Origin of the sequence: Streptomyces sp. SID9727, assembly GCF_010550605.1 — a bacterium.
Taxonomy (GTDB): Bacteria; Actinomycetota; Actinomycetes; order Streptomycetales; family Streptomycetaceae; genus Streptomyces.
On record NZ_JAAGNI010000297.1, the window covers coordinates 16,835 to 29,050 of the forward strand.

12 protein-coding genes and 1 pseudogene are annotated in these 12,216 nt (G+C 71.5%); 6 read left to right on the forward strand and 7 right to left on the reverse strand.

What is annotated here, in order from left to right:
- Nucleotides 1-5: 5 nt before the first annotated feature.
- Complete coding sequence (locus G3I41_RS36450; protein WP_203601341.1) at nt 6-2,096, reverse strand: hypothetical protein; 2,091 nt, start codon at nt 2,094-2,096, stop codon at nt 6-8.
- Nucleotides 2,097-2,163: 67 nt separating this feature from the next.
- Nucleotides 2,164-2,763 carry a TetR/AcrR family transcriptional regulator gene (locus G3I41_RS19635; RefSeq protein ID WP_164401595.1) on the reverse strand — a complete coding sequence of 200 codons (600 nt, stop codon included), beginning with the start codon at nt 2,761-2,763 and terminating at the stop codon, nt 2,164-2,166.
- Between the two features lie 193 nt (nt 2,764-2,956).
- Between G3I41_RS19635 and G3I41_RS19640 the strand changes: the two genes are divergently transcribed.
- Nucleotides 2,957-4,366 (forward strand): DHA2 family efflux MFS transporter permease subunit, encoded by a 1,410-nt coding sequence (locus tag G3I41_RS19640; protein WP_343242179.1) that lies wholly within the window; start codon nt 2,957-2,959, stop codon nt 4,364-4,366.
- A 53-nt stretch (nt 4,367-4,419) separates the two neighbouring features.
- Nucleotides 4,420-5,313, forward strand: coding sequence for a virginiamycin B lyase (locus G3I41_RS19645; RefSeq protein ID WP_164401597.1), 894 nt, complete (start codon nt 4,420-4,422; stop codon nt 5,311-5,313).
- 48 nt (nt 5,314-5,361) lie between these two features.
- Here the strand turns inward: G3I41_RS19645 and G3I41_RS19650 are convergent, their stop codons facing one another.
- The 3 genes from G3I41_RS19650 to G3I41_RS19660 form a co-directional block, all read right to left on the reverse strand.
- Nucleotides 5,362-5,763, reverse strand: a complete 402-nt coding sequence (locus G3I41_RS19650) for a YciI family protein (RefSeq protein WP_164401599.1) — start codon at nt 5,761-5,763, stop codon at nt 5,362-5,364.
- Between the two features lie 15 nt (nt 5,764-5,778).
- Nucleotides 5,779-6,324 (reverse strand): hypothetical protein, encoded by a 546-nt coding sequence (locus tag G3I41_RS19655; RefSeq protein WP_164401601.1) that lies wholly within the window; start codon nt 6,322-6,324, stop codon nt 5,779-5,781.
- Between the two features lie 526 nt (nt 6,325-6,850).
- Nucleotides 6,851-7,510: a TetR/AcrR family transcriptional regulator gene (locus tag G3I41_RS19660; RefSeq protein ID WP_164401603.1), complete on the reverse strand. Its 660-nt coding sequence runs from the start codon at nt 7,508-7,510 to the stop codon at nt 6,851-6,853.
- A 175-nt stretch (nt 7,511-7,685) separates the two neighbouring features.
- On the opposite strand from G3I41_RS19660, the gene G3I41_RS19665 reads away from it, so the two are divergent.
- The 3 genes from G3I41_RS19665 (at nt 7,686) to G3I41_RS19675 (ending at nt 10,145) form a co-directional block, all read left to right on the forward strand.
- A complete protein-coding gene (locus G3I41_RS19665) occupies nt 7,686-8,489 on the forward strand; it encodes an SDR family NAD(P)-dependent oxidoreductase (RefSeq protein ID WP_164401605.1) in 804 nt (267 codons plus the stop codon).
- A 38-nt stretch (nt 8,490-8,527) separates the two neighbouring features.
- Nucleotides 8,528-9,307: a glucose 1-dehydrogenase gene (locus tag G3I41_RS19670; protein ID WP_164401607.1), complete on the forward strand. Its 780-nt coding sequence runs from the start codon at nt 8,528-8,530 to the stop codon at nt 9,305-9,307.
- A gap of 280 nt (nt 9,308-9,587) precedes the next feature.
- On the forward strand, nt 9,588-10,145 hold the full coding sequence (locus tag G3I41_RS19675; RefSeq protein ID WP_203601344.1) for a GNAT family N-acetyltransferase: 558 nt from the start codon (nt 9,588-9,590) through the stop codon (nt 10,143-10,145).
- Nucleotides 10,146-10,418: 273 nt separating this feature from the next.
- Here the strand turns inward: G3I41_RS19675 and G3I41_RS36930 are convergent.
- Nucleotides 10,419-10,533, reverse strand: a pseudogene (locus tag G3I41_RS36930) (IS5/IS1182 family transposase); the annotation flags it as partial.
- Between the two features lie 192 nt (nt 10,534-10,725).
- On the opposite strand from G3I41_RS36930, the gene G3I41_RS19680 reads away from it, so the two are divergent.
- Nucleotides 10,726-11,541 (forward strand): SAM-dependent methyltransferase, encoded by an 816-nt coding sequence (locus tag G3I41_RS19680; protein ID WP_164401611.1) that lies wholly within the window; start codon nt 10,726-10,728, stop codon nt 11,539-11,541.
- 198 nt (nt 11,542-11,739) lie between these two features.
- Here G3I41_RS19680 and G3I41_RS19685 read toward each other — a convergent pair whose 3' ends face one another.
- A complete protein-coding gene (locus G3I41_RS19685) occupies nt 11,740-11,919 on the reverse strand; it encodes a hypothetical protein (RefSeq protein ID WP_164401612.1) in 180 nt (59 codons plus the stop codon).
- Nucleotides 11,920-12,216: the final 297 nt, after the last annotated feature.

The following is a 12,216-nucleotide window of genomic DNA, read 5'->3' on the forward strand; positions in this document are numbered from 1 at the left end:
TCACCTCACCGGATGCGCCTGGCGGCCGGCAGGTGGCCGCCCTTGGTGTCGCGGATCTTCCCGTTCACGATGTCCTCGTGGGTCACCGGGGGTTGCGGGTCGTCGGGCGACCCGCCCAACGCCTTGGCCCGGGTCTCGCCCTTCTTGCCGGAGGGGCCGTAGCCCGTGATGACGTCGCCCGCCCCGGCGCCGGGGCCCTTCGTCACCACGATGTCCTCCCCCTTCCGGAAGATGAGGTCCCCGCGCTGTTTCTGCGAGAGGTACACCGCGTCCGGGGCCTTCAGGATCTCCACCACGCGTTCGTCGCTGAAGTGGGGGTGGTAGTTGCTCGACCTGCGCACCTTGCCGGCCCCGGCCCGTTCGATGACGGTCTCCGCGGCCTGCGCCGCCTTGGCGTCGGGGCACTTGGTGCCGACGAAGAAGCCGGCCCAGGCGAAGACGCGGTGCCGGACGGGCGCTGCGGAGCGGAGCGCCCCGGCCGGCACGGTGACGCCTCCGGAACGGGCCGCGGCGCCCGAGGCCTGGCTGCGGAGCGTGCAGCCGCCGGCGTCGCGCTCCTGGCGCACCTTGTCGACCAGCTCCCTGACCTCGGTCCTGGCCAGGGCGTACGCGTTGATCAAGGTGTCGGCGCGGTACGGAATCCGGTACTGGACGAGTCGGCCACCGCTGGCGCGGGAACGTGCCCGTGCCTCGCTCTTCTTCTGCGCCTCGACCGAGGCGAAGATGGGCCCGGCGCCGGGGTGGGAGCAGGAGAGACTGCCGGAGACGGATGCCCCGGTGACCGCGAAGGAGCTCTGCGGACTGGTGCACCGGCCGGCGGACTTGCCGTCGATGCTGAAGGAGGCGGTCATCACCGCGGCGACCTTGCCGCTGACCAGACGGCTCTTGGCGCTGGTGGTGAGGTGGCCGGAAAAGCTGTTCTTCGCCGTGCAGCCGCCGGAACCGCATTTCACCGTTCCGCCGCTGCTGAGGGTCAGGCTGATGCCGCTGTCGGTGGCGTTCTTCAGCTCTCCCGTCTGCTTCTCCAAGGTGTCGAACATGGGACCGGCGGCCTCCTCGGCGACCGGCGCCAGGTCCAGCCCCGCGGAATCGCTGTCCGCCAGAGGGCCGTCCGTCACGTCGGGGCTCTCGGGCGGGTCCTCGTCCTCGGACCCCGCCTCCGCGGTGACGGTCGTCGGACGGAACGAGACCGCTTCGGCCGAACCGCCGGACGTGCCTCCGGACCGGGACGGGCCGTACGCCTCAAGACGCAGCACCCTGCGGGGCTTCTGCTCGGTGACGAGCAGCCGGCCCGCGGAGGTCTCCACCGCGAGGGCCGGTGTCCCGTCGACGGCGGGCGGTCGCGCGGACTCGGTCGGAGCCGGTGTGCCCTCCAGCCGGTCGAGCGCCTTGGAGAGCGCGGTCGCCAGGTCGGGCGGGGCCGGCATGTGCCCGACCGTCTCCCGCGTGACGCTGTCGCTCTCGTCGGCGGCTGCCCAGGCGCCGGACGCGGAGTCCTTCGCCCGGGTGAAGGTCCTGCCGCCGATGTGCAGAACCTCGCGTGCGAGCCCGGAGCCCCCGACCTCCACGGCGCCGAAACGGCTGCCGGACGCGGTGACGGTGATGTCCCGCTTCACCAGGCCGTCACCGGAATCCCGGTACCGCAGACCCGGGGCGTCGGCCAGCGCGGCCACGGCCTGCCGGAACGGCGTCAGGTCCCGCTTGGCGACGGACTCCTCCGGCCCAGGCCCCCCGTGCCGGACCAGCAGCCCGGCCACGAGCCCGGCAGCCAGTATCCCGACCCCGCCGAACAGCAGCAGCCGCTTGCGCCGCCGGGCGGGCGGCGGCTGCCCGGGGGTGTACGGCGGCTGCCCGTACGGGAATCCGGGTCCGGGCCCGTTGGGCGAACGCGGCGGTGGCACGGCCGGCACGCCCTGTGGAGGGAACGGCCCCTGTGGCGGCGGTCCGAAGACCCCGGACGGGCCGGCGTACGGCGAGTGCTGGGGCGGGACGCCCACCGGGGGAGGCGGCCCGAACACCCCGGACGGCGGGCGGTACGGAGCGCCCTGCGGAGCCCGGTCCGCCGGGGGCCGGTACGCGTCTTCGTGGTCCGTCATGCACTTCCCCCGTGGATGGTCCGTGGGCCGCTGATCGCTACAGGGACAGTGTGCGGGTGACGTCCCCTCACACCACCGGAATCCGGACATCGGGCCCGGGGCGGAGGAGCCGGTCGACCAGCCCCTCGACGTACTCCGGGCTCAGAGGGCCCATGCCGAAGAGGACGCGGATGTACATGGGGGCCAGGACGTGGTCCAGCACGGTCAGTGCGTCGGGTGCGGGCTCGCCGCGGTCGCGGGCGCGGTCGAGCATGGACTGCAACTGCCTGGTGCGCTCGGTGCGGAGGGCGTCGCGGGCCTGCGCGCCCTGCTGACCGGTGCCCGCCAGGGCGACGGCCAGGTGCAGCACCGCGGGCCCGTCGGGTCCGGTGATCTCGCGGGCGACCTGGGCCGCGTACGTACGCAGGTCTCCGGCCAGGCTTCCGGTGTCGGGCATCGGGGAGCGCGCGTCGAGGCGGGTGAGCGCCACGTCGCTGAGCAGCGCCTCCAGGCCGCCCCACCGGCGGTAGATGCTGCTGTCGGCCACGCCCGCGCGGGCCGCCACCTCGCCGACGGTGAAGTTCCCGTAGCCGCGCTCGCTGATGAGTTCGGTGACGGCCTGGTGTACCTGCGCACCGACTCGGGCGCTGCGCCCGCCGGGACGCCGGGCTCGCTTTTGCTCGTTCATGCGTCCAGATTAACGCAGTCGGCACTTGCGTTTGTGGGTCACCCTCGCCTACAGTCACCTAACGCAGTCATTGGCTGCGTTAATAACCCGCACGGAAACACCCGCGCCGACCGCGGCCGGGCGTATCTCACGATTGAGAGGGATTCCCATCACTGCATCGCGTACGGCCGCGAGCGGCCGGTCGAACCGAACCGTGCTGCTCACGGTGACCTGCCTGGGCCCGTTCATGGTTCTGCTCGACAACACGATCGTGGGCGCGGCGCTGCCCGACATGCAGCACGGTCTGCACCTTCAACTCACCGGTCTGCAGTGGATCGTCGACGCCTACGTCCTGCTGGTCGCCATGCTGCTGCTGTCCGGCGGCATCTTCGCCGACCGGTTCGGCCGTAAACGCGTGTACCTGACCGGTGTCGCGGTGTTCACCGCCGCGTCGGTGGTGTGCAGCCTCGCGCCCTCGCTCGGCTGGCTGATCGCGGGCCGGGTGCTCCAGGGCATCGGGGCCGCGGCACTCAGTCCCGCTTCGCTGGCCCTGCTCGCGGCGGCCTACCCCGCGCCGCAGGAACGCGTCAAGGCGATCGGGCTCTGGGCCGGACTCAGCGGAGTCGGCCTGGCCGCGGGCCCCGTGGCCGGCGGCGTGCTGACCGAAGTCTTCGGCTGGCCCGCCATCTTCCTGGTCAACCTGCCCATCGGCGCGGTCCTCCTCCTGGCCGGCAGGCGCCACCTAGAGGAGGGGCGCAATCGGAACGCCCCCGCGATCGACGTCCCGGGGACGGTGCTGTCCGTCCTGGGAGTGGGGGCGCTGACCTACGGGCTGATCGAGGGCGGGGCGCGTGGCTGGACCTCGCCGGTGATCCTCGGCAGCCTCACCGTCGCGGTGTTCCTCCTGGCCGCCTTCATGGCGGTCGAAGCGCGCCGCCGCGCACCGATGCTGCCGATGCGGCTTTTCAGGGAGCGCCTGTTCACCGTCTCCAACGCCGCCATGGTCGTGGTCGGGTTCGCCCTCATGGGCTCGTCGTTCTTCTTCTCCCAGTTCTTCGTGTACGTCCAGGGCAGCTCGATCCTGCGCGGGGGTCTGCAAACGCTTCCCACCACCCTCGCCATGGTGCTCGTCAGCCCGTACGCGGGCCGGCTCGCCGCCCGGCACGGCTTCCGTGTCGTGGTCACCGCCGGCCTGGCCCTGGCCGGCCTCGGACTGCTGGCCCTCGGCAATGTGCATGCCGACACGGGATACGGGAACGTATGGTGGCGACTGGCTGTCGTGGGCGTCGGCTTCGCCCTGACGATGTCCCCGCTGACGGGCGCCGCCATCCAGGCCGTCAGTGCGCAGGAGGGCGGTCTCGCCTCGGGCATCAGCAGCACCACCCGGCAGATCGGTGCGGTGCTCGGCGTGGCGGTGCTCGGAGCCGTGGTCCGCGCCCGGCAGTCGGGCGGCGCCTCCTTCGGGGCCGGCCTCGACAGCGCCTTCCTGGCGGCGGGTGCCATCACGCTGGCGACCGCCCTGGTCACGGGCCTGTGGCTGGTGAGGAGCACGCCCGCGGAAGGTGCCGCGGCGCCGGTACGGTCCACCGGAACGCCGAAGTCCACCGCGGCGGGCAGCCGTTGACAGGCCGCGAGCACGTCCCAGCCCCACCAGCGACCGTGAACGGAGGAACCCTCGTGCACGAGACGACCCGGGTAACGATCGAGGAGTACACGGTGTCCGGCCCCGACGCCGGACCGTACGCCCTGACCACGGGGCCGGACGGCGCCCTGTGGTTCACGCTCGTCCACAGCGGCCGGATCGGCCGCCTCGTCCCCGGCGAGGCACCGACGGACCACCGCCTCGCCCCCGACAGCGGACCGACCGTCATCACACCCGGCCCGGATGGCGCGCTGTGGTTCACCGAGTACCGGGCGGACCGGATCGGGCGGATCACCACGGACGGCGCGATCACCGGGTTCGACGTGCCGGGCTCCGGCTCCGCGCCGTTCGGCATCGCGGCGGGGCCGGACGGCGCGCTCTGGTTCACCGAGACCACCGCCGACCGCATCGGCCGCATCACCGTCGACGGCGACGTCACCCGGTACCCGCTCCCCGCCAACGGCGCGTTCCCTTCCGCGATCACCGCCGGGGCCGACGGCGGGATGTGGTTCACCCTCAACCAGGGCAACGCCGTCGGGCGGATCGGCATGGACGGCACGGTTGCCCTGCACACCCTGCCGACGGAGGGGGCGGGCCCGGTCGGGATCGCGGCGGGCCGCGACGGAGCGGTGTGGTTCACCGAGATCACCGCCGGTCAGATCGGCCGGATCACCCCCGACGGGCGGATCACCGAATTCCCGCTGCCCGACCGCGCCGCCCGGCCGCACGCCGTCACCGTCGACGGACAGGGCGCCGTGTGGTTCACGGAATGGGGAGCCAACCGCGTCGCCACGATCACCCCGGACGGCTCCGTCACCTCCCACGACCTGCCCACGCCGGACTCGGAACCGCACGGCATCGCGCCGGGCCCCGACGGCGCCCTGTGGACCGCGCTGGAGAAGGGCTCACTGGCCCGGCTCGCTCCGTAGGCCGACCGGGCGCAGCGCCTCCCCTACCCGCCGCGAAGTCTCCCCGGCTCACCGCTCACCGTGCTCGTCGGCCGTGACCCGCCGCACCTCGACCGGCTGCTGCGTGGGCACGCCACCGGGGCCCGGGACGGCGGAGATGCGGGCGGCGATCTCCAGCGCCCGCTCCTCCGACTCCACCTCGAAGACATTGAAGCCGGCCAGGGCCTGCCTGGACCCGGCGCAGGGCCCGTCGGTCACCACGGGCGGCGCGACACCGTCCGCACGGACCGTGCGGGCCTGCCGCGGATCGGCCAGCGCCATGAACCGGACCAGCTCCCCGCTTTCGGTCAACTCCTTGGTCAACAGGGCGTAGTGGTCGAAGTGGGCCGCGATGTCACCCGGCTGCCAGGTGTCCATCGGCTCCTCGAAGACCCCGCCGTCATGGTTGACCAGCAGCATGAACGTCGCCATCACGTACTCCCGTTGTCAGTTGTCCGCGGATTCCGGAAAGGAGAAATAGAGCGCGTCGCCGTAGAACGACGCGAAGTGCCGTTGCCAGTCGGCTCGGACGGCGGCCAGCCAGGTGTCGTCACGGCCGGCGATCGCCGCCTCGGCGAGCGCGACGGCCTCGGGGACGTCCTCCGACGCCAGACGCCGCACGCTCGCCGCCGGATCGTCGTCCGTCATCGAAACGATCTCGCCCGTCTCGAGAAGGAAGTACCTCGCCTCCTGCTTCTCCAGGTGGGCCGTGGTCCTGGCCACGCACGCGGCGAACTCGGCGTCGTCCCGAAGGCCGTCGCCGACCGCGCGCAGGACGTCGCGGAGCAGCGCGGCCCCGGCGGCGTAATCCGCGGCGATGCCGATCGGGTGGTTCCAGATCATGGAGGGGACGATCGTGGTCCCACGCCCCACCAGGAGCTTGTGGGCGAGCGGGATGTCCCGGTTGTGCTCGGATACGCATCGGATCCGGCGCGGGATGTCCACCTCGCTCGGTACCGAGTCCGCAGAGTAGAGATACGAACGGTTCGCCATGTCGGTGACGCTAACACCGGGGGCTGACAACGACCTTCGGCGCCCGGAGGGCGGGGGACCACCTCCGTGCTCCGGGGGCGCCCGCAGGAGCGCTGTTCTCGGCCGGCGGTCCCTTGGCGACCCACGGTGCCCGGCGCGACGAGTTCCTCGTCCCGATCGGCACGCTCCGAACCGGACGTCCGGGGCCGCCCGGCTGGGACCCCCCTCGCCCCCGCGTACCGCCCCGGCGCCTCCACGGTGCCGCGCGCTGTACGCGTCGTGTCTTCACCCGCGGGTCTTCGAGCGCCGCGTGCGGCAATGGCGTGACCCGCCGCTTGGACGGCAGGTGCTGGGCCGAAGCACGCCGCTGCGCGACGAGTCCCGTGAGGATGCGGCCTGGCCCCGGTCTCCTGCCACCCCGCCCTCCCGCGGTGCCGACCGCAACCGGGTGGAACGGACTTTGCCCTGTGCCGCAGCGAGGGTACATGCGGGACGGCGGCCGTCCCGGGAGGCCGTGACCGGGCCCTGCCCGCCCTGCCGGCTCTGATCAGCGCCGCTGCGCGGCGTCGTCCTCGTACTCCGCCAGGACCGTGCCGCCCAGGAGGCGCCGCAGGCAGCGCACCGCCAGGTCGGCGGGGGAGCCGGGGCCCTCGGTCGCCGCCTCGGTGCCGGACCAGATCTCCAGGGCGATCCGGATGGCGTCGGTGGCCGCGGCGGCGACCAGGCGCACGTCCAGGGCGTCGCGGCGGCCGTCCGTCAGCCGGGCGATGACCGGGACGAGCAACTCCTCCGACTCCTGGTTCACGCGGTACCAGACGGCGCGCAGTGCGGGATCGTCCGCCGCGGCGCGCAGCAGGCCCCGTGTGCGCAGGAGCGCCTCCGCGGCCCGGGGATCCGGTGTGGACAGCGCCTGCTCGACCGCGCCGCGCAGGGCCGGTCCCAGCGCGGTGCCCGGCGGCGTCTCGGCCAGCAGCGCACGCCACTGGTCGGCACCGACCGTGAGCAGTGGGCCGACGGCGTCCTGCTTGGAGCGGAAGTAGCGGTAGAAGGTGCGCAGCGCGACCCCCGCCCGCCGGGCGATCTCCTCCGCCGTCGTGGCCTCCGGGCCCCGGGTGGCGAAGAGCTCGGCCGCTGCGTGCGCGATGTCGAGCTGGGTGGCGGCCTTGCGGCGCTCGGTCAGCGACGGGGGTGGTGGCTCGGTACTCACCCCAGAAGCGTACGGCCTGCGACCAGTAGGAGGCACGCCGTGACGTAATGGCAAAACGTGCCACCTAGGCGTACGGTGACGTGGAAGGCAAGGGCGCCGGCGGCCACGACAGGCCGGGACAGGCGCCGAGAAGGGCCCGGCCGACGTGGTCGGCGGGCCGAGTAGGAGAGCGCACATGACCCACGAGAACCACTCCCTCCGCTACGACGGCCGTCGCGCCCTGGTCACCGGCGGAGGCTCGGGCATAGGCCAGGCCACCGTGCTGCGTCTGCTCGCGGAGGGCGGCACCGTCGTCGCGGCGGACGTCAGCGAGTCGGGCCTGAAGGACACCCTGGGCAAGGCCGGCGGCCACGCGGACCGGCTCACCACGCTCGTCGTCGACATCGCGGACGAGACATCGGTGCGCGAGGGCGTCCGGGCCGCGACCGACGCGCTCGGCGGGCTGGACGTCCTCGTCAACGCGGCGGGCATCCTGCGCTCCTCACACACCGCGGAGACCAGCCTGGCGGACTTCACCCATGTCCTGACGGTGAACCTCGTCGGCACGTTCCTGGTGATCCGCGAGGCGATCCCGGCGCTCCTGGAGGGCGAGGGTGCGGCCGTCGTCAACTTCAGCTCGACCTCAGCGGCTTTCGCGCACCCCTATATGGCGGCCTACGCCGCGAGCAAGGGCGGCATCCAGTCGATGACCCACGCACTGGCCTCCGAGTACGCGAGCCGCGGTATCCGCTTCACCGCCGTGCAGCCCGGCTCCATCTCCTCGGGCATGACGGACGGCAGCGGGGCAAGCGGTCAGAGCGTCGGCCCGGGCCTGCCCGAGGACGCCGACATGAGCCTGTTCGCGAAGCTCTCCCCGGCGCTCGGCCAGGGATTCGCAGGTCCGGAGACGGTGGCATCGATCGTCGCGATGCTGGCGTCGGAGGACGGCCGGTTCATCACCGGCACCGAGGTCCGCGTCGACGGCGGCACCCACTTCTGATCCCCGCGACCTCACCAGCACCTGGAATGGAGCACACCATGCACGAGTCCCCCCACCACGACCTGACCGGCAGGAACCTGATCATCACCGGCGGCGCCCGGGGCCTGGGCGCGGAGGCAGCCCGGCAGGCAGTGGCCGCCGGGGCCCACGTCCTGATCACTGACGTCCTGGACGAGGACGGGGAGCGTACGGCCCGCGAACTCGGCGACCGCACCCGCTTCCTGCACCACGACGTGACCTCGCAGGAGGAGTGGCGGCGGGCCACCGACTTCGCCGTCGCCGAGTTCGGGGCGCTGCACGGCCTGGTGAACAACGCCGGCATCTCGACCGGCAGCCTGCTGGAGTCCGAGTCCGTCGAGCACTTCCGCCAGGTGCTCGACGTCAACCTCACGGGCGTCTTCATCGGCATGAAGACCGTGATCCCCGCACTGAAGGAGGCCGGCGGCGGATCGATAGTCAACATCTCGTCCGCGGCGGGCCTGATGGGCCTCGCCCTCACGGCCGGCTACGGCGCCTCCAAATGGGGTGTCCGCGGGCTCACGAAGATCGGCGCCGTCGAGCTGGGCACCGCCCGCATCCGCGTGAACTCCGTGCACCCGGGGATGACGTACACCCCGATGACCGCGGCCACCGGCATCGAGCGGGGCGAGGGCGCGTACCCCAACACCCCGATGGGCCGGGTCGGCGAGGCCCACGAGATCGCCGGCGCGGTCGTCTTCCTGCTCTCGGACGCCGCGTCCTATGTCACCGGTGCCGAACTCGCAGTTGACGGCGGCTGGACCACGGGCCCGACCGTCGCGTACGTCATGGGGCAGTGAGCGGGACAGCAGACGAGCACCGCACGGCCGGGGCGGCTACCGAAGGGGCCGGACCATGTGCACAACCGCGCACCGAAGACCGAGCTCCCGTTCCACTGGTCGTCGCAGCATGTGATCTCTGACGTGTCTCGGGCAGTTACGCAGTCGCTCGGCGGCGATCACGCAGCCGGGCGGCTGTTCCGTCATAGGGGAAGGCTGAGCGCGTCTTGGCCGGTGCGAGCCGCCGGAGAGCACTTCTGTCTGCGGAATACTGTCGTCCATAGTGGTTGAGATGGTTTCAGTGGCGGCTGAGGACAAGACCGTTCTCGAGAACCTGATGCAGCTCTACCAGTACGACTTCTCCGACGTGCGGGGATACGACGTGACGCCGCACGGCACGTGCGTCTACCGCTTCCTGGACTACTACTTCACCGAGGACGGCAGGGAAGCGTGCTTCATCCGCATCGACGGCACCCTGGCCGGGTTCAGCATGACGCGAGCGGTCGATCAAGGCGTCCGGGAGGTGAGCGAGTTCTTCGTCCTGCGCCGACACCGCCGGCTGGGGGCGGGCCGGGCCGCTGCCCGCCTCATGTTCCAGCGGCACCCCGGCCCGTGGGCACTCGCCTTCGACTCTGCCAACCACAACGCCGCCCGGTTCTGGCCCGGCGTGATCGCCGGCGTCGCCGACGGCCCCGTGCAGTGCGAAGAACGTCATCCGCCGGATGCCGCCTACTCGCGATCGTGGTTTCGGTTCCGGATCGCCGCTGCGGACGAGGAAGCGCAGCACCAACCCGACGTTGCGGTAGACGGGCCACTGGGCGACTGTCAAGCGGCTCGAGCGAGGGCTGGGACTGCTTGAAAGGGGGACTGGTCGCGGATCATGGCCCGGCGGACGTCGACGCGTCGGCGGGCGAGGGCGTATGCGGCCCATCAGGCCGTCGAACGCCTTCTGCCGGCGGGCAGGATCTACGCGGTGGCCGCACCGTACGGCGACGACAACGTGTGTCTCGTCGTGTGGTTCGACGACTGAGCAGGCCACTGTCCCAGCGTATCGTCGCTGGACGCCCCTTTCGGATCATCTCGCGGACCGGATGAAGATCGCCGTGATGCGGAGTCCGGCCAGACGGATGGTGGCGGTCTTGTCGTAGCGGGTGGCGAGACCGCGCCACTGCTTGGGCCTGTTGAGGCACCTCGACGGTGTTCCGCTGCTCGCAGCCCTCGCGGTCGAAGGCCGGCGGACGGCCGCCGAGCCGGCCGGCACCCGGTGATGCCCGGCCCATGCGCTACGCACCGGGCGGAGTCAGTACCACCCCGCTCGCTCACGCGCTTCACCGGTCCAGGATCCCGAAGAGTAGGTTCGCACTACACAGTATGTTCAAATGGCTCTGGCCAGAGCGTTGTTGACTGAACCGAATATGCCATCGCGCGAAGGAGACCGTGTGTCCCCCAACGGGTTGTTCGAACAGGGAAAGCCGCACCCGGCGCGGGTCTATGACAGCCTCCTCGGTGGCAAGGACAACTACCCGGTGGACCAAGCCGTCGCGGAGGGCATCGCCCAGCGCTGGCCGGAGATCCAGCGAAGTGCGCAGCAGAACCGGGCATGGATGGCGCGCGCTGTACGGCACATGGTGAAAGAGGGGGGTGTCACGCAGTTCCTGGACATCGGCACCGGCATCCCCACCCGGCCCAACCTGCACGAGATCGCTCAAGGCATGGTGCCCTCGGCTCGGATCGTCTACGTGGACAACGACCCTGTGGTGCTGCGGCACGCCGAGGCGCTGCTCACCCCGGTATCACCAGAGGGCCGCTCGACCTACCTGCAAGCCGACCTGCGTGACCCTCGTGCGGTACTGGCATCGCCTGAGGTGACCGGGACACTCGACATGACACGTCCGGTGGGCCTGGTCCTGGCCGCGATCCTGCACTTCCTCGACGAAGAGGAGGACCCGGCGGGCGTCCTGAAGGTTCTCGTGGACGCTCTTCCGGCCGGCTCGTATGTCGCGTTGTCCCACGCCTGCGGTGACGCAGATCCCGTCAGGGCGGCGGAGGCATCGGCCTTCTACCGGCAGAACAAGGTCTCCAAGCCCGTGGTGCTCCGCACGCAGAAGCAGATCGAAAATTTCTTCACGGGACTGGAACTGCTGGAACCGGGCGTCGTGCCCGTCGACCGCTGGCGCCCGGACGATTCGGTGCCCGAGGGGCCTGACGACATGGGTTTCCGTTGCGGCCTGGGCCTCAAGCACCGAGCTGCCTGAAAACGGAAAGGCGACGCCGGCCGACTCCGCGGGCTCCTGGCACGTTGTTGTGGTCATGAGGCGACGGGAGCCCGATGCGGGCTGACTTCGGCCGGCGCAGGCTGATCACACGGAAGTGGAGTGGGAGCGTCGGGGCTCTCGGCTTTCGTGTCCCGTGCCCCCGGCTGGCCCCGTTGTCGCCGGCCGGTGGCGGAGTCCTCAGCTCACCGGCTGACCGACGAGGTGGTCGGCGACGCCTGCGGCGTCGGGGTTGTAGTACTCCTTGATGGCCTCGTTCCAGGCGGGTACCGCTACGTGTTCCGTGTCGAGGGGTTCCAGGGCGTCGAACAGGGCGTGGATGTTCGGCTGGGCGAAGCCGATGGCTTTCATGACCGTCACGAACTCCGGCCGGTACGGACCAGCGCCTGCCTCCCCCGGCGGTACTTTCTTCGGCAGCTGGGCCAGGCAGGCTGGGCGGTGGTGATGTGGTCGGCGGCCGCATTCGACGAGCATGCCCCGGTCCGAGGAGGGACCGGCCACGAGACTGTCACGGACCTCAAGATCCTCTGCCGAGGCCGACGCGATCTTCTGCCGAGGCCGACGCGATCTTCTGCCGAGGCCGACGCGATCTTCTGCCGAGGCCGACGCGATCTTCTGCCGAGGCCGACGCGATCTTCTGCCGAGGCCGACGCGATC